14 protein-coding genes are annotated in these 17,122 nt (G+C 73.8%); 6 read left to right on the top strand and 8 right to left on the bottom strand.

Annotated elements, in window-relative coordinates:
• Positions 1-58: 58 nt before the first annotated feature.
• The 3 genes from ACZ51D_RS13110 to ACZ51D_RS13100 form a co-directional block, all read right to left on the bottom strand.
• The gene (locus ACZ51D_RS13110) at positions 59-862 is read right to left on the bottom strand and encodes an SGNH/GDSL hydrolase family protein (protein ID WP_465619706.1); all 804 of its coding nucleotides are present in this window, start codon (positions 860-862) and stop codon (positions 59-61) included.
• Positions 863-1,412: 550 nt separating this feature from the next.
• Positions 1,413-2,054, bottom strand: coding sequence for a hypothetical protein (locus ACZ51D_RS13105; RefSeq protein WP_465662270.1), 642 nt, complete (start codon positions 2,052-2,054; stop codon positions 1,413-1,415).
• Positions 2,055-2,393: 339 nt separating this feature from the next.
• On the bottom strand, positions 2,394-3,572 hold the full coding sequence (locus ACZ51D_RS13100) for a hypothetical protein (protein ID WP_465662268.1): 1,179 nt from the start codon (positions 3,570-3,572) through the stop codon (positions 2,394-2,396).
• 298 nt (positions 3,573-3,870) lie between these two features.
• Here ACZ51D_RS13100 and ACZ51D_RS13095 point away from each other — a divergent pair, with 298 nt between their 5' ends.
• Together ACZ51D_RS13095 and ACZ51D_RS13090 are read left to right on the top strand one after the other, a co-directional pair.
• Positions 3,871-5,040, top strand: a complete 1,170-nt coding sequence (locus tag ACZ51D_RS13095) for an exonuclease SbcCD subunit D (protein WP_465619700.1) — start codon at positions 3,871-3,873, stop codon at positions 5,038-5,040.
• Positions 5,037-8,078 carry an AAA family ATPase gene (locus ACZ51D_RS13090; protein ID WP_465662267.1) on the top strand — a complete coding sequence of 1,014 codons (3,042 nt, stop codon included), beginning with the start codon at positions 5,037-5,039 and terminating at the stop codon, positions 8,076-8,078. Before ACZ51D_RS13095 ends, ACZ51D_RS13090 begins: the two co-directional genes overlap by 4 nt.
• Positions 8,079-8,105: 27 nt before the next feature.
• Here the strand turns inward: ACZ51D_RS13090 and ACZ51D_RS13085 are convergent, their stop codons facing one another.
• Together ACZ51D_RS13085 and ACZ51D_RS13080 are read right to left on the bottom strand one after the other, a co-directional pair.
• On the bottom strand, positions 8,106-8,324 hold the full coding sequence (locus ACZ51D_RS13085; protein ID WP_465662265.1) for a hypothetical protein: 219 nt from the start codon (positions 8,322-8,324) through the stop codon (positions 8,106-8,108).
• A gap of 9 nt (positions 8,325-8,333) precedes the next feature.
• Positions 8,334-9,548 carry a TetR/AcrR family transcriptional regulator C-terminal domain-containing protein gene (locus ACZ51D_RS13080; protein ID WP_465662263.1) on the bottom strand — a complete coding sequence of 405 codons (1,215 nt, stop codon included), beginning with the start codon at positions 9,546-9,548 and terminating at the stop codon, positions 8,334-8,336.
• A 222-nt stretch (positions 9,549-9,770) separates the two neighbouring features.
• Here ACZ51D_RS13080 and ACZ51D_RS13075 point away from each other — a divergent pair, with 222 nt between their 5' ends.
• Positions 9,771-10,886, top strand: coding sequence for an FAD-dependent monooxygenase (locus ACZ51D_RS13075; RefSeq protein WP_465662261.1), 1,116 nt, complete (start codon positions 9,771-9,773; stop codon positions 10,884-10,886).
• A gap of 234 nt (positions 10,887-11,120) precedes the next feature.
• A complete protein-coding gene (locus ACZ51D_RS13070; RefSeq protein ID WP_360490083.1) occupies positions 11,121-11,672 on the top strand; it encodes a DUF1990 family protein in 552 nt (183 codons plus the stop codon).
• Between the two features lie 51 nt (positions 11,673-11,723).
• On the opposite strand, the gene ACZ51D_RS13065 is transcribed toward ACZ51D_RS13070, so the two are convergent.
• Together ACZ51D_RS13065 and ACZ51D_RS13060 are read right to left on the bottom strand one after the other, a co-directional pair.
• A complete protein-coding gene (locus ACZ51D_RS13065; RefSeq protein ID WP_465619688.1) occupies positions 11,724-12,170 on the bottom strand; it encodes a YjbQ family protein in 447 nt (148 codons plus the stop codon).
• A 284-nt stretch (positions 12,171-12,454) separates the two neighbouring features.
• On the bottom strand, positions 12,455-12,721 hold the full coding sequence (locus ACZ51D_RS13060) for a hypothetical protein (RefSeq protein WP_360490087.1): 267 nt from the start codon (positions 12,719-12,721) through the stop codon (positions 12,455-12,457).
• Between the two features lie 874 nt (positions 12,722-13,595).
• On the opposite strand from ACZ51D_RS13060, the gene ACZ51D_RS13055 reads away from it, so the two are divergent.
• A complete protein-coding gene (locus tag ACZ51D_RS13055; RefSeq protein WP_465619686.1) occupies positions 13,596-15,797 on the top strand; it encodes a bifunctional glycosyltransferase/CDP-glycerol:glycerophosphate glycerophosphotransferase in 2,202 nt (733 codons plus the stop codon).
• A gap of 145 nt (positions 15,798-15,942) precedes the next feature.
• Here ACZ51D_RS13055 and ACZ51D_RS13050 read toward each other — a convergent pair whose 3' ends face one another.
• Positions 15,943-16,155 carry an EF-hand domain-containing protein gene (locus ACZ51D_RS13050; protein WP_360490091.1) on the bottom strand — a complete coding sequence of 71 codons (213 nt, stop codon included), beginning with the start codon at positions 16,153-16,155 and terminating at the stop codon, positions 15,943-15,945.
• A 173-nt stretch (positions 16,156-16,328) separates the two neighbouring features.
• On the opposite strand from ACZ51D_RS13050, the gene ACZ51D_RS13045 reads away from it, so the two are divergent.
• Entirely contained in the window at positions 16,329-16,997 is a 669-nt protein-coding gene (locus tag ACZ51D_RS13045; RefSeq protein WP_360490092.1) for a lysophospholipid acyltransferase family protein, read from the top strand.
• Positions 16,998-17,122 lie beyond the last annotated feature (125 nt).

Below are 17,122 nucleotides of genomic sequence, written 5' to 3'. Positions count from 1 at the left end.
GGGGCGGCGGCAGCCGTGGTGCGACGGCCGCGGCGGTGTCGGAATCCGACCGGGTCCGTCAGGACTGCGAGAAGACCGGCAGGTAGCCACCGGCCTGGCCGGAGGCCTTCGGGTGGTAGCTCTCGTCGATCGGCAGGGTGGTGCTGTTCAGCCAGGTGGTCAGGCTGCCGCAGATCTCGTGCTCGGTGAAGATGCTGCGGACGTCGCCGAAGTTGAAGCCGGCGTTGGCGGCGCGCTTGGCGAGGACGCCGTCCAGGGTGTCGGCGGCACTGTTGATGGCGGCACGCTTGGTGTCGCCGATGCCGAAGACGCAGTCACCGCCCACCTTGTACATGTGCGGGTAGCCCATCACCACGACGTGGGCGTTCGGCGACTTGGACTTGATGGCGGAGTACACCTGGTCCAGCTGGGCGGGCAGGGTGTTGAGGGCGTAGTTCTTCGCCGTGCTGACGGCGCTGAGGCAGGCGCTGTCGGAGCCCAGGACACAAGTCTGCATGGTGTCGGCGAAGCCGGCGTCATTGCCGCCGACCGAGATGCTGACCAGCGTGGTGCCGGAGTCCAGGGCGGAGATCTGGTTGTTCAGGATGTCCCCGGTCCTCGCGCCCGAACAGGCGACGAACTTGAAGGAGGACGGCGAGTGCGCGTTCTTCCACAGGTACGCGTACGCGTTGGTGCTGCGCTTGCAGCTGCCACTGTCGCTCAGGTAGCTGCCGGCGCCGACACCGGCGGAGTACGAGTCGCCGAGGGCCACGTAGTTGGCACCGGCCGCGTTGGCGGACGAGGCAGCGAAGAGCGTCGTCATGGCGAGGCCTGCCGCTATCGCGGCGATGGACAGGGCACGGGCGGGGCGGGGGTGGATCATGACACCTCCAGGGTGGGGGGGTGGGGGCGTGGGGGCGTGGCGTGGGTCACAGAAGTGATACCAGGCGGTAGCCGAACCCGGAAGCGCTCATGCCAAAGATATTGACGGACCGTCTGATAGCAGAGAGGTGAACTGCCGCCCACAGCACGTGAGTTCACGCTGGTCAGCCCGGGTGCTTTTTGACGCGCGTAGCACTGCGCGCGTAGACCGGCAACTTGTGGATGTTCAGCGCGGGGTAAGCCTGGAGTCGACGTCCGACCATCGTTGAGTCAATTTCGACGCGGGTCAGCGGCCGGGGGGCAAGGGCGCGGCAGCGGGCGCGAGGGGACCGGGGCGGGTGCGACCCGGCGCGGGCGGGTGCCGGTGTGAACCACCTTCAGGACCGGACGCCGAAGCGCCGAGCGTCGACGCGCTCGATGTCGACGCGCTCGATGTCGAGACACCGAGCCTCGAGACACCAAGCCCCGAGACACCAAGCCCCGGGACACTGAACGTCAAGACAATGAGCGTCGCTCAGGCCCGGGACGGGCGGGTCGACTCCCGAACCGGGTCAGCCCCGCCCACCCGGGTGGCCGCCGCCCGGGTACGCGGCACCCGGGGAGACCGTGCAGCCCCCGACGGGCAGCTCCTCGATCGTCTCGTTCGCGGCTGCGGGCACGCCGAGCCGGCGGACGGCGGTGGCAACCGCCGCCCGCGCCTGGCGCAGCCCGGGCTCGCCCCAGCCCAGCAGCTCGACGGCGAGCCCGGGCGCGACCAGCAGCCGCCGGTAGTGCCGGCCCGAGGCCGGGTCGGCCGCGCTCGGCCCGACCGCCCGCAGCGCCGCCGCCATCCGGACCCGCGCGCACTCGTGCCCGCCGTTCGCCGAGCCGACCCGGTCGTAGAGGTAGCCGAGGTAGTACGGCCGACCGATCACCGCCTGCGCCTCCTCGGCGGCCTCCCGGGCCAGGGCGGCCGCCGGGTCCCCGGCGTCCTCCGGCTCCAGCGAGCCGCCGGGCAGCGAGCAGATCCCGTCCCTGGGGTTCACCAGAGTCAGCACCCGCCCGTCCGGGGCGAACAGCCACCCCCAGGACTGCTTGACCGGCAGCCCGTCCGGCACCTGCTCGCCCGGCCGCCACGGCCAGCCCGCCGTGGGGCGACGCCGCACCTTGCCGAGCAGCTCGGCGATCTCCGCGCTGTACTCGATCGGGCTCATGCTCTCGCCTCGCGGCGCTCGGCCGGGGCACCGCACGGCCCAGCGGAGACATCGGCGAACGAACCGGTGGAGACCTCGGCCGTGGTGTCCGCCTGCGCGCACCCCCCGGCACCGAGCTCGCTCCGCGCGCTCATGCGTCCCCCTCTCGCTGTCGGGCTCGCCGGACCGGCGGTGCGCGGAAGGGACCTGCAGGGCGCGGTACGGAGCGGAGCGGCCGGAGCGGCGGCGTGGGGTACCTCGCGCTCCTGCTGTTGATCTTCTCCGAATCTTCCCCGAACAGGCGGTCGATGAACAGTCCCCAGCGCCGCATGGTGGATGCGGAGGCGGTGACCGCCCTGATCACCCCAGCGGCCCACCCCCGCCCCGGGGGCCGGGGAACCCGGGCGGCGGGAAGCCCGGCGCCGGGACGCCGAGCGACGGGAACCCGGGCAACGGGAACCCGGGCCGCGGGTCCACGCCCGGCGGGAACGGCAGCCCGCGGGCGGCGTCGTCGGCGAGCTCGTCGAACACCTCATGCGCGGTCATCGGTCGCAGCCGCCCGCCGGCCAGCGCCCAACCGCGCACCGGCGGCCGGGCCGGGCCGTCGCCGCCGGGGGGACCCCCCGAGCCACCGGGCGGCGGGTCCGCCCGGCCGCTCAGCGACGGATCGCCGTGCAGCAGCAGCGCCCCCTCACCTCCGGAGGCCACACCCGCCGCGAGCGTGACGCAGAACGCCTCGGTGTCCCGCCCGGCGGGGTACAGCCGCCCCTGCTCCACGCAGACGTCCACCGCCGAGGTGAGCTCCTCACCGTCCTCGGGTCCGTGGCAGCGCAGCGTCAGCAGGTGACAGCCCTCCCCGGCGCCCTCGGCCAGCGCCAGGTACACCGACGTCACGTACCGCATCACCGCAGCCATCCGGCGCTGCCCGGCCTGGTCGTCGCCGACGGCGTCCAACAGGGCCGCGCAGGCCACGGACATCCGCACCCGCGCCCGGTGGTCGTCCATCAGCACCGGCAGCAGCTCGGCCAGCCGCTCCCCGGCGTAGACGAACGGCTCCCCGGCCAGCTCGGGATCGCCCGCGTAGGCGACCCGGGCCGCGGGCATCCGCGGATCGAGGCCGAGCACCTCGCAGTAGTCCTCGAAGTCGTTCGCGTCCAGGACCCGCAGGTGCACCTCCAGGCCCTGCCGGTACAGGGCCGTCAGCTGCTCCTCGGCCCGCCGCAGGTAGTCCTGGTGGCCGAGTCCGCCGAACAGCCCGTACCGCGCGAGCCCGGCGAAGTCCCCGGCCTCGACGGCCAGGGCCACCGCGACCGGCTGCGGCGGCGCACCCCGGGCCCGTTCGCTCCGCCGCGCCCGCGCACCACCTCCTCCCGCACGCCCGCCCGGCGGCCGTCCGCCCCCGGGCGGCACCGCCCCACCGGACCCACCGCCCGGCGCCCCACCGGCACCCCCCTGCTTCGACCCGGCCAGCACCAGCACCCGCCGGCGCCGCCCCGCGACACCCGCCACCTCGCGCACCAGCTCCCGCACAGCAGCCATGGCTCCTCCTGTTCCTCGATCCGTTCCTCGATCACCCGACACCCGACAGCGCCGGCCACCCCGAACGGCGGAGCTGCCGACGTCGAGGAACATACACAGAGCCACTGACAATCCACTCCGAGTAATCGAACAGCGCGCCTCGAAAGGAAGGGGCGCGGGAGAGGCGAGAGAGATCGTGTCGACTTGACCGACGATCCGATGGGGCGAAAGCACCCCGACCGACCCCCGGTACCCGTGAGACGCATGCCTCCACGGATCCGGGTGGGATTGTCAGTGGTGCGGGTTAGGGTCGGGGACCATGCGACTGCTGCATACCTCCGACTGGCATCTCGGGCGTTCGTTCCACCGGGAGAGCCTGCATGACGCCCAGCGGGCCTTCCTGGACCACCTGGTGGATGTGGTCCGGGCCGAGGGTGTGGACGCCGTGCTGGTCGCGGGGGACGTGTACGACCGGGCACTGCCGGGGCTGGAAGCGGTCTCGATGTTCGACGACGTGCTGCACCGGCTGGCGGATCTGGGCGTGCCGACGGTGTTCATCAGCGGCAACCACGACTCGGCCCGCCGGCTGGGGGTCGGCGCGGGACTGATCGGGAGGGCCGGGATCCACCTGCGGACGGATCCCGGCCAGTGCGCCACTCCCGTGCTGCTGGCGGACGAGCACGGGCCGGTGGCCGTGTACGGGCTGCCGTACCTGGAGCCGACGCTGGTGCGCGAGCGGTTCGGCCTGGCGAGGGGCGGGCACGCGGCGGTGCTCGGGGCCGCGATGGACGAGGTGCGGGCCGATCTGGCAGCGCGCCCGGCCGGGACCCGGGCGGTGGTGCTGGCGCACGCCTTCGTCACCGGCGGCGCACCGAGCGACAGCGAGCGGGACATCGCGGTCGGCGGCGTCGCCGCGGTGCCCGCCTCGGTGTTCGACGGGGTGCACTACGTCGCGCTCGGCCACCTGCACGGCTGCCAGACGCTCGCCCCGCACCTGCGCTACAGCGGCTCCCCGCTCGCCTACTCCTTCTCCGAGGCGAAGCAGCGCAAGAGCATGTGGCTGGTCGACCTCGCGGCCGACGGCTCGGTGACCGCCGAGCGCGTCCCCTGCCCCGAGCCGCGCCGCCTCGCCACCCTTCGCGACAGCCTGGAGGCGCTGCTCACCGACGAGGAGTACGCCGAGCACGAGCAGTCCTGGGTGCAGGCCACGCTCACCGACGCGGCCCGGCCGAGCGAGCCGATGGAGAAGCTGCGCCGCCGCTTCCCGCACACCCTGCAACTGCTCTTCGACCCCGAGGAGACCGAGGCCGAGTCCTCGTCCTCGTACGCGGCACGGGTGAGCGGCCGGGGCGACCTGGAGATCGCCGAGGGCTTCCTGCGGCACGTCCGTCCCGGAGCCGAGCCGGCGCCGGACGAGCTCGGCTGGCTGCGCGAGGGCTTCGAGCGCGTCCGGGAGACCACCGACCGGAAGGCGGACCTGCCCCGATGAGGCTGCACCGGCTCACCGTCACCGCCTTCGGCCCGTTCGCGGGCTCCGAGACGGTGGACTTCGACGCACTCGCCGCCGGCGGGCTGTTCCTGCTGCGCGGCGCGACGGGCGCGGGCAAGAGCAGCGTGCTGGACGCGGTCTGCTTCGCCCTGTACGGCGAGACGCCGGGCACCCGCCGAGCCAACCGGCTGCGCAGCGACCACGCCGACCCCAAGCGGCTGACCGAGGTCCGGCTGGAGCTGACCCTCGGCGGGCGGCGGCTGCAGATCACCCGCCTGCCGGAGCAGCGCCGGCCGAAGAAGGTCGGCACCGGCACCACCGTCGAGCGGGCGCAGACCCTGCTGCGCGAGTGGGTCGCCGACACGGGCGACGGCACGGCGGGCTGGCGGGGGCTCAGCAAGTCGCACCAGGAGGTCGGGGAGGAGATCCTCCGGCTGATCGGCATGAACCGGGAGCAGTTCTGCCAGGTGGTGCTGCTGCCGCAGGGCGACTTCGCCCGCTTCCTCAAGGCCGATTCGGAGGAGCGGGGCAAGCTGCTGCGGCGGCTGTTCGACACCGAGCGGTACCGGTTCGTCGAGGACTGGCTGGCCGAGCAGCGGCGCGCCCAGGAGGCCGAGGTCCAGGCCGGCCGGCGCCGGCTGCGCGACCTCGCCAGCAAGGCCGAGCAGGCGGCCGGTCCCGGCGCCGAGCCCGTCGAGGGCTGGGCCCCGGCCGAGGACGGTGACGCCGGGCCGACCTCCGGGGTGCTCGGCTGGGCGGCGATCCTGCGCGGCGGCGCGGCCGAGCAACTCGCCATCGCGGAGTCGGCGCTCGCGGGCGCCGGGGAGGCGCAGCGCGCGGCCCAGCGGCACCGAGAGGCCGCCGAGGAGCTGGCCGGGCGGCAGCGCCGACACCGGGAGGCGCTGGACCGGGCCGAGCGGCTGGCCGGGTTCGAGCCGGACGCGGCGCGGGACCGGCAGCGGCTGGCCGCCGCTCAGGAGGCCGTCGGGGTGGAGTCCGCGCTGCGGCTGCGGGAGAGCGCGGCCGAGGCGCTCCGGCGCGCCCAGGCGGCGGAGCGCCGGCACCGCGAGACGCTGGCCGCCGCCACCGGCGAGGGCGGCCGGCCGCTCGACGGGGCCGGCGCCGCCGAGCTGGCCGAGGCCGAGCTGCGGCTGCGGGCCGAGGTGGTCCGGCTGGAGGCGGCCCGGGCGGAGGAGCGGCACTGCGCCGAACTCGCCCGCGAACAGCGCTCCTTGACGGCGGAGCGAAGTGCCGCCGAGGCACTGGCGGAGGAGGCCGAGGACTGGCTGGCCGAGTTCGAGGGCGAACTGAACCGGCTGGAGGAGGAACACTCCGCGGCCCGGGCGGCAACCGCCAGGGTCGAGCAACTGGACGGGCAGCGCGCCGAGTCGGCCGCCCGCCTGGACGCGGCCCGGGAGCGCGACGGCCTGCGCACCGAGATCGCGGCGGCCGAACCGCGGGTCGCCGAGCTGCGCACCGCCGCACTGGACGCCCGCGAGCACAGCCTGGACCTGCGGGACCGGCGCCTGACGGGCATGGCCGCCGAACTGGCCGAACAGCTCCGCTCGGGCGAGGCCTGCCGGGTCTGCGGCTCGCCCGATCACCCGGCACCCGCCGAAGCGGCGCCCGGCAGCCGGGTCGGCGCCCAGGACGAGGAGCGGGCCCGCCGCGCCCAGGCCGACGCCGAACAGGCGTGGACGGCGGCCGACCAGACACTGACCGCCCTGCGGGTGCGCGAGGCCGCCGCCGCCGGGGCGGCCGGACCGGACGGTGCGGACGCGCTCGCGCGGGCCCTCGCCGCGTTGGAGCGCGAACACCGCGAGGCCCGGCACACGGCGGAGGCGCTCGGCCGCGTCGAGCAGGAGATCGCCCGGCTGTCCCGGGACCGCACCCGCCGTGGCGACGAGCTGCACGAGGCCAAGGAACGCGCCGCCGTCCTCACCGACCGGCTGCTGAAGCTCGACACCGAGCGGGAGGCGCTGACCGCCCGGGTGACAGCTGCCCGGGGTGAGGCGGCCTCGGTCGCCGACCGGGCCGCGGCCCTGACCCGGCTCACCGAACAGGTCGCCACCGCGGCGGCGGCGGCCCGGACCAGTGCGGAGGCGGCCGCCCGGCTCGACGAGGCCGAGGGCGAGCTGGGCAAGGCCGCCGCCGTGGCGGGCTTCCCGGACGCCGAGGCGGCACTGGCAGTGCTGCTGCCGCGCGAGGAGCGCGAGCGGCTGGAAGCCCGGCTGGAGCGGCACCGCGCGGAGACCGCCGCCGTCCGGCGTGAGCTCGACCTCCCGGAGCTGGCCGAGGCCGCGGCCCGTCCCCCGGTCGACCTGCCCGCCGCCGCAGCCGCCCTCCGCACCGCCACCGACCGGCTCGGAGAGGCACACGCCGCTCAGGCGGCGGCCCGCGAGCGGTGCGAGGCACTGGCCACGATCGGACGGCAGCTGGCCGGGCTCGCCGCCGAACTGGCTCCGGCGCTGGACCGGTACGGGCGGATCAACCGGCTCGCCACCCTGGCCGCCGGCACCTCCGCCGAGAACCGGCTGCGGATGCGCCTGGAGTCGTACGTCCTGGCGGCCCGGCTGGAGCAGGTCGCGGCGGCCGCCAGCGACCGGTTGGTCCGGATGTCCGGCGGCCGCTACACCCTGGTGCACAGCGACGACCGGGGCAACGGCACCAGGCGCTCGGGCCTGGCCCTGCGGGTGGTGGATGCCTGGACGGGCACCGAGCGGGACACCGCGACCCTCTCCGGCGGCGAGAGCTTCTTCGCCTCGCTCTCCCTCGCCCTGGGCCTGGCCGACGTGGTCACCGACGAGGCGGGCGGCATGCCGCTGGACACCCTGTTCATCGACGAGGGCTTCGGCACCCTCGACGTGCAGTCCCTGGAGGAGGTGATGGACGTCCTTGACGGCCTGCGCGAACGGGACCGGGCGGTCGGAATCGTCAGCCACGTCGCCGACCTGCGCAGCCGCATCCCGGCCCAGCTGATGGTCCGCAAGGGGCGGCGCGGCTCGACCCTGGCCCTGGCCGGGCGGGAGGACGCGTAACGCCGCCGACTCAACCGGGGACCGGCATCAGCCCGAGCAGGCGATCCGCTGCGCCTGCTGCCAGGCACACACCGGGCAGAGCGTGCTGCCCGGCTGATCGGCGGGCAGCTCGGTCGGCTCGCCGCACAGCACACAGTCGGCGCACGGCCCGGTCGCCGCCGGGTCGTGCCGCAGCGCCGCCTCGGCACCGCCCTCGGGGGCGAGCTCGCAGACCGCCGTGGACTCGTCCGTCACGCTGTCGCTCATGCCGCCTTCCTACTCCGCCACTCCGCCCCGCCGCAAGACGGCCCCGATCCCGGCCTCGCTTCCCTGCCGCTCCCGCGACCGGATTCCCTTACCGCTCCCACTCCCCCTCCCGCTCCCGCTCCCGCTCCCGCTCCCGCTCCCGCTCCCGCTCCCGCTCCCGCTCCCGACCGACTCGATCATGGCGGCGACGCCGTCCAGCAGCGGCTTCAGCCCGAAGGCGAACAACGCGTCCAGGTCGAGGTCGTAGCCGTTGCCGAGGCTGCCGGTCGTACGCGCGAACACGGGATGGCGTTCGCCGGTGACGATCGCGGTCAGGGCCGGACCCTGATGGTCCATCCACTGGTCCTCGGTGAGGCCGGTGGTGGCCTCGGCCTGGGCCTCCCGTTCCAGGTGGACGGCGATCCCCTGGACGTAGCTGTAGAGCAGGACGTGCAGGTCGAGCATGGTCGTGGCGTCGAGCCCGTGACCGTCGAGCGCGGTGAGCGCCCATTCGGCGTGGTCCAGCAGGGCGGGCAGCATCAGCGGGCGGGTGAGCGCGCCGACCTGGGCGAGCCATGGGTGGCGCCGGTAGATCCGCCACAGTGTGTGCGCGCCGATCTCGAGCCGCGCCCGCCACGCCGCCGGTGGTTCTGCCGGGTACGACTCATCTCCGAACGCCGCGTCCGCCATCAGCAGCACCAGGTCGTCCTTGCTCGGGACGTAGCGGTAGGGGGACATCACGGCGACGCCGAGCCGGGCCGCGATGCTGCGCATGGAGAGCGCCGCGAGCCCTTCACGGTCGGCGATCTCCATCGCGGCCCGGACGATCCGCTCCGTGGTCAGCTCGACGGACGGCCCCGAGGCCGACGGTGCGGCGGACATCGACGCGGGCGCGGCGGCAACGGGTCCGGCGGGCACGGGAGCAGCGGGCCTGGACGCACCGGGCACGGGAGCAGCGGGCCCGGGCGCAGCAGGCCCGGGCGCAGCAGGCCCGGGCGCAGCAGGCCCGGGCGCAGCGGTGGCGGCCACCACGGTGCCCACCCTGGGCCGGGTCTCGACCAGCCCCTCCAGCCGCAGTGTGGTCAGCACCTTGGTGGCCGTGGCCAGCGCGACGTGCCACTCACGGGCGATCCGCCGCGTCGACGGCACCTGCTCGCCCGGCGCGAGCGCGCCGTCGGCGATCCGCCCCGCGATCTCGTCGGCGATGCGCCGGTACGGCGGGGTGGACTCGGATCCGGCGGTCATGCGGCCCACTCTCTCGTGTGACGCGGATCTCATTCCGCGACGGCCCGAACTGTACTAGTTCAGACGCTACCAGGAGCGCCGCTACGGATCGGCTCGCTGCACTAGATCAGAGGCGGTGGAACAGCACTTGGAAGGCCTACGCGTACGCCGTACATTCAACCCGCGTACAGCGTACGAGCCGACGCGCGACACCGCGCGCGGACGGACAGCGAGGAGCGACCAATGAAGACCGTGCTCATCTCCGGCAGTGGCATCGCCGGTACCGCGCTCGCCGCACTGCTGAGCCGCCGGGGCTTCGCCCCCACGGTGGTGGAGCGCGCTCCCGGGCCGCGCGGCGGCGGGCAGGCCGTGGACATCCGGGGTGTCGCGCTGGAGGTGGTCGAACGACTGGGCGTGCTGGAACAGGTCCGCGCCCGGCGCACCCGGATGCGGGGCATGTCCGTCCTGGACGGCGACGGCCGCGAGGTCCACCGCTCCACCGAGCACACGATCAGCAGCGGGCGGCTCGACAACGACGACCTCGAGCTGCTGCGAGACGACCTCGTCCGGATCCTGCACGAGCGTGCCACCGAGGAAGGGGCAAGCCGGTTCGTGTTCGGGGACAGCGTGACCGCGCTCGACCAGGACGAGGAAGGCGTCCGGGTCTCCTTCGAGCACGGCGAGCCGCGCCGGTACGACCTGGTCGTGGGCGCCGACGGACTGCACTCGGCCGTGCGCCGACTGGCCTTCGGGCCCGAGGAGCGCTTCGCCCGCCACCTCGGGATGCACCTGGCGATCTTCAGCGCGGACAACTTCCTCGACCTGGAGGACTGGCAGCTGTGGCTGCGCGACGGCGAGGCCGGGTACGGCGTCTACCCGGTACGCGACAACACCGAGCTGCGGATCACCTTCGGCTTCGCCGGTGAGCCGTTTCCGGAGGGCCGGCGCAGTCCGGAGGCGCAGCGGGCGGTCGTCGCCGAGCGGATGTCGGCGCTGCGCTGGGAGACCCCGAGGCTGCTGAAGGCGCTGGCCGAGGCGCCCGACCTCTACTGCGACACGATGACGCAGATCCGGATGGACCGCTGGTCGCACGGCCGGATCGCCCTGCTCGGGGACGCGGGCTACTGTGCCTCCCCACTGTCGGGCCAGGGCACCAGCCTCGCCCTGGTCGGCGCCCACGTCCTCGCCGGCGCACTCGCCCGATCCGCCGGCGACCACCGCACCGCCCTCGCCTCGTACGAGGAGCGGCTGCGCCCGTTCGTCGAACTCAATCAGGCTCTGGCGACGGAGAACCCGGGCGGACCGGCCGCCGAGGAATCGGTGGAGCGGGCCAAGAACGCGATCTCGCTGGACGACTGACCGAAGCGGACGGCGGAGGGGCACGGCGTTGAGGGAACAGATGACAGCAGACAGATGACAGCGAACAGATTTCAGAAAACGTTCGCTGATATCTGTTGACTGAAAGCTGTTCGCCGAACGCCGTCCGCCGCAGCCCGTTCGCAGCCCGCCCGTCCGCCATGGCCCGTCCGCCGGCAGTCGGTAGCCGTCGGCCCGCCGACCGGGCGGGCCTGGCCGACGGCTACCGTGACCGGCATGGCTACCGATCTCCACCAGCGCCTGCTCGCCGCCCGCGCCACCGCCCCGTCGTACGCCGAGGTGGGGGCCACCCGGGGCGGGCGGCTGCCGGACGGCTACGCACACCTGCGGCGGCGGGTGCACCTCGGGCACGGGCCGGAGGTACTGCAGCGGGCCGGGCGGTACGTCCTCGGCTGGGGCACCCAGTTGGGCACCGGCTTCGCGGTCCACCCCGGCGGGCCGGCCCGCGACGGGGACACGGTCCTGCTGCGGCTGAGCCTGCCGGGGAGTCGGTGGCCGCGTCTGGTGATCCCCTGCCGGGTGGTGTGGACCGTGGACGAGCCGGACCGGGTCGGGTTCGCGTACGGGACGCTCCCCGGGCACCCGGAGTGCGGCGAGGAGGCCTTCCTGGTGTCCATGGACGCCGACGGCGAGGTGTGGTTCGAGGTCACCGCGTTCTCCCGGCTCTCCGCCTGGTACGCGCGCCTCGGCCGCCCGGTCGCGCTGCTCTGCCAGCACCTGGCGATCGAGCGCTACCTCACGGCCGTGGCCGCGCACGTCGGCCGGTAGCCACCGGACATGGCAATCGGCCTGATGGGGGGCCGGCCGGCCCGACGGGAGTCAGCCCAGGAAGGACAGCCGGACGGTACGGCGCGGATTGTCCCCGTTGGTGTCGACCAGCACCACCGACTGCCAGACGCCGAGCGCGAGTTGGCCGCCGAGCACGGGCAGGGTGGCGTGCGGGGCGACCAGTCCGGGCACCACGTGGTCCCGGCCGTGGCCGGGGCTGCCGTGCCGGTGGCTCCAGCGGTCGTCGGCCGGGAGCAGTGCGCGCAGGGTGGCGAGGAAGTCGTAGTCGCTGCCGGAGCCGGTTTCCAGGACGGCGATCCCGGCGGTGGCATGCGGGACGAAGACGTTGAGCAGGCCGTCGCGCCCGGCGGCCCGCTCGTCGAGGAACGCGGCGCAGCGGTCGGTGATGTCGAGGGCGACCTCGCGGCTGCCCGTGGTGATCTCGAAGGTGGTGGTCTGGAACAGACCGGCCGGGGTGGAGTTCTTGTTGTCCGCCATGGCGCCATCCTGACCCAGGTCAGGGGGCTCGGCGTACTGCCTCGCCGACTCGGCTTGCCAGGGAGGCAAACTCGCATAGGGTGAAAGGTTCAGACCACAGCCCGGGCCTCGACCAGCCCCGCCCGGCTCGGGACAGCCCCCGCCCGGCTCGGGACAGCGGCCGCCCGCCCGGCTCCCCGACGGCAGCTGCCCGGATACGCCAATGACCCGGCGGACCGGATGGTCCACCGGGCCTGCTCCCGACCAGGACGGGACAACGACTGACGCCGACCGGGGACGAACCCCTAGCCGCGCCCGCCGAAGAGGCTCCGCCGCAGCCGACGCAGCGGTGTCAGCAGCGAGATCCTGGTGTGGCGACGACGGGTCGCCGGGGCTTCGCCGCCGCGCGGCGTCAGCTCCCTTATCAACCCGAGCGCCTCGGCGGTGTCCACCGCCGGGAGCGCGGGCGCGCCGAGCACGGCCAGGTGCCGTTCGATCCGGCGGCCGGTCGTGCCGACACCGCACTGGATCGCCGGCACACGGGGCCGAGTCCGCACTTGCATGTGTTCCATCAGTTTTCCCACCCCTACGAGGCGCCAGGGCCGTGAGGCGAAGACTATCCGTGACAGACGGCCTTCGCGCAACCGTCCTTGGTGTTGTGCCACCGTATCGTGTGGCGTCAACTGACGGTGCACCAGGGGCCACCCGGCCGATCACGACTAGGCATCAATGATGGTGCACGACCGGCCATCCGTCAGCAGGGCCAGGAGGTGCGGGCCCGGCGCCCGTGTGCGCGGTACGCGCCCGGCGCACGGGGGCGCTGTGGCGGGACGCGACTCGGCACCGGGTGGGGCGCCCGCGCACACCCGCGGGGACTCCACATGTGGACACCGCATATAGGGGACAGCCGCCAGATCGACAAAGTGATCTTCGGGGTCATCACTCACCGTTGCCCACCGTCGTCCGCCACCGCCCGCCACTACCCGCCTCCGCCCGTCTCCGCCGCCCGCCAGCTCCCACCCGCTCCCGACTCCGCCCGAATTCATGAAGTGAACACATTCGAGGGATTGACTCCCGCCGAACCTCCAAGCAATATCTGATGCACGCGCCGGTGCCCGCACCGCACCCAGGTGCGTGTTCGAGTGATGAAGAACTCCGGCTCCCGCGAGCCACTGCCCGGCCGCCTCGACGCTGCGGTGGCCAGGCTCGCGCGGTGCCCGGACCGGCGGTCGGCCGTAGAGGGTCGGCCGGGCCGCCACCTGACTGCCGGTGCCGCCCCGTGAGGGGCCCGGCACCGGCGGTTCCGGGTCACCCCCCGCGGATCCCACCGACCGGCCGCCACGGCTGCCACCAGCTGCCACCGGCAAAACCCGCGGATCCCCGGCAGGACCTCCGCACCGGACGTCCACGCAGGTCGCGCCCGGTGGATCGGTAGACTCGGCCACCGTGTCCCTCCTCCTCAGCATCGTGCTCCCGGTCCACGGCGTGGAGCGGTACCTGCCGCGCTGCCTCGATTCGATCCTCGGCGACACCCCCGCCCTGGAGTCCCGCTTCGAGGTCATCGCGGTCGACGACCTCTCCCCCGACGGCTCCGGCGCGATCCTGGACGCCTACGCGGCCCGCGACCCCCGGCTGCGGGTGCTGCACCTCACCGAGAACCAGGGCCTCGGCGGGGCCCGCACCGCCGCCCTGCCGCACGCGCGCGGCGAGTACGTCTGGTTCCTGGACAGCGACGACTGGGTGCCCGAGCGGACCGTCAGCGTGATCCTCGACGAGCTGACGCAGGAGCGCCGCCGCGAGACCCCGGCCGACGTGCTGATCACCGACTTCACCCACGTCTACCCGGACGGCGGGACGGAGTCCAACCCCTGGCGCCACGTGCTGACCGGCTCCCCGCTGGTCGAGGGCTGCACCCTGGCCGAGCACCCGGCGCTGTTCCAGACCGTGATGTCGGTGTGGAACAAGGTGTTCCGGCGCGAGTTCCTGGACGGCCTCGGCGTCTCCTTCGGCCGCGGCTACTACGAGGACATCTCGGTCACCTACCCCGCGCTGCTGGCCGCCGAGCGGCTGCGCTACCTCGACCGCCCCTGCTACAACTACCGGCGCGGCCGGGACGGCGCGATCACCGCCACCGCCTCCCCCAAGCACGCCGACGTCTTCGCCCAGTACGACGCGATCTTCGCCTTCCTGGACCGCGCGGACCGCCCCGGCCCAACCGTCCCGGACTCGCTGCGCACCCTGGTCTTCGACCGGACCGTCCGCCAGGCGCTCAACGTCTACGACACCCCCGGGCTGGTCCCCGTCGACCTGCGCAAAACGTTCTTCCAGCGGATCGCCCGGCACTTCGACCGCCACCGCCCGACGGGCTACCGCTTCCCCGGCGGGGTGCGCGGCGTGCAGTACCGGCTGGCCTCGCGCGGCGCCCGGATCGCGTACGCCGAGCTGCGCCGCACCGGCCGGCTGCCGCGCGAACTCAAGCGCGGGGCGCGGGCGATGGCGCCCGCGGTGAAGAAGGGGGTGCGCAGCGGCGCCCGGTTCACCGCGTACAACGCCTTCCGCCGGCTGCCGCTGGACGAGAACCTGGCGGTCTACGCCGCGTACTGGCACCGGGGTTACGCGTGCAGTCCGGCGGCGATCTACGAGAAGGCGAAGGAGCTCGCGCCGCGGATCCGGGGCGTGTGGGTGGTGCAGAACCGCCGGCAGGCCGCCACGCTGCCGCCCGGGGTGCCGTACGTGATCGTCAACACCCCCGCCTACCTCAAGGTGATGGCGACCGCCAAGTACTTCGTCAACAACGTCAACTTCCCGCGCACGATGGTCAAGCGGCCGGGCTCGGTGCACGTGCAGACCCAGCACGGCACCCCGCTCAAGGCCATGGGCATGGACCTGCGCGACCGCCCCTCCGCAGCGGAGGGGATGGACTTCGACCTGCTCCAGGAGGCCATCGACCGCTGGGACTTCCTGGTCTCCCCCAACCCGCACACCAGCGAGCACTTCGCCCGCGCCTTCCCCGGCCGGTACGAGATGCTGGACACCGGCTACCCGCGCAACGACCGGCTGACCGACGCCGACCCGGACGAGGTGCGCGCGGTGCGCGAGCGGCTGGGGCTGCGGCCGGGCACCCGGGCCGTGCTGTACGCGCCGACCCACCGCGGCGGCAAGGGCGGCTACCTGCCGCTGCTGGACGTGGCCGAGCTGGCCCGGCGGTTGGGCCCGGACTTCACGCTGCTGGTGCGCACGCACTACTTCCACACCGGCGGGCCGGGCGACCTGACGGCCGAGGGGAAAGCGGCGGAGATCGTGGACGTCTCGGCGCACCCGGTCGTCGAGGACCTCTACCTCGCGGCGGACGTGCTGGTGACGGACTACTCGTCGATGATGTTCGACTATGCGGTGCTGGACCGGCCGGTGGTGATCTTCGCCCCGGACTGGGAGGAGTACCAGCGGGAGCGCGGCGTCTACTTCGACCTGTTCGCGGAGCCGCCGGGCGCGGTCACGGAGACCGCGGACGAGCTGACGTGGGCGCTGCTGGCGGGCGATCCGGCGCCGGGGGCGCGGGCGCGGTTCCGCGCGAAGTTCTGCGTCTGGGACGACGGCGGGGCGGCGGAACGGGTGGTGCGCCGGGTGTTCCCGGTGGACAAGCGGTAGGACCAGGACCCCGGAGCGCGGGGGCGGTTGGGCCCGGAGCACAAGCGGTGGAGTCTCCGGACGAAGCCTCCGGACGAGCCTCCGGACGGGACCTCCTGACGGGGCCGGCGCCGCCGGTACGGCGACCGGCCCCGTCGGCGCGGGCTCAGCGCCGGCGGGCAGCCAGGAACTCCTCGAAGGTCAGGACGCCGTCGTGGTTGGTGTCCATGCTGTGGATCAGCGCCTCGGCCATCGAGATGGTGACGTCGTGGTCGCCCATCTCGTTCGCGGCCAGGGCGTACTCGGCCGGAGTGATCTTGCCGTCGCCATCCTGGTCGAAGCGGTCGAAAAAGGCCTTGATCGCCTCGGTGGTCTCCATCGTGCCCTCCTGGGTACTGCGGGGTCGTGCTCGGTACGGACGGCCGTACCCTACCCGGCCGTGGTGTTCGCCACGGCGGCCGGGAGTGGACGGGCGCGGGGGTGGGTGTCGTAGTCTGCGGATCTGATGCAGGCCCGGGACCTCCCGGGCGGTCGTTCGTCCAGGGAGGGAACATGCTCGATCTCGCCACCAGGCTGGTGCTGAAACCCGTCTCGCGGGGTATCTGGCGGCCGGTCATCGAGGGTGCCGAGAACGTGCCGCGCAAGGGCGGGGTGATCCTGGCCAGCAACCACCTGTCGTTCATCGACAGCGTGGTGATCCCGCTGACCGCCCCGCGCCGGGTGCACTTCCTCGCCAAGGCCGAGTACTGGACCGCGCCCGGACTCAAGGGCAAGCTCTCCAAGGGCTTCTTCGAGGCGATCGGCGCGGTGCCGGTCGAGCGCGGCACCTACCGTTCCGCTCAGGCCTCACTGGAGTCGGCGCTGGAGATCCTGGAGGACGGCAAGGCCTTCGGCATCTACCCCGAGGGCACCCGCTCGCTGGACGGCCGCCTCTACCGGGGCAAGACGGGCGTCGCCTGGCTCGCGCTGACCGCGGGCGTGCCGGTGGTGCCGGTGGCGCTGGAGGGGCCGGAGGAGATCCTGCCGGTGGGCAAGCGCGTGCCGCGGCTCAAGAAGGTGACGGTCCGCTTCGGCGAGCCGCTGCACTTCGACGAGCTGCACGGGCAGGCCCGCTCGCTGAAGGCCCGTCGGCAGGTGACCGACGAGGTGATGGCGGCGATCCAGCGGCTCTCCGGCCAGGAGGTCGCAGAGAGCTACAACGAGGTACCGAAGGCCGCCTGACCGCCGACGGGTTCGCCCCCAAGGCTCCGAGCGGCGGGTCCGACTCCCGGACCCAACCCCCGGGCCCGACTCCCGGCTACGACTTCGGGTCCGACTTGCGGGTCCGACTTGCGGGTCCGACTTGC

The organism is Kitasatospora sp. NPDC033851, from assembly GCF_055576085.1.
Note: the sequence above shows the minus strand (reverse complement) of the source record. Positions and strands in the feature narration are given on the sequence as shown.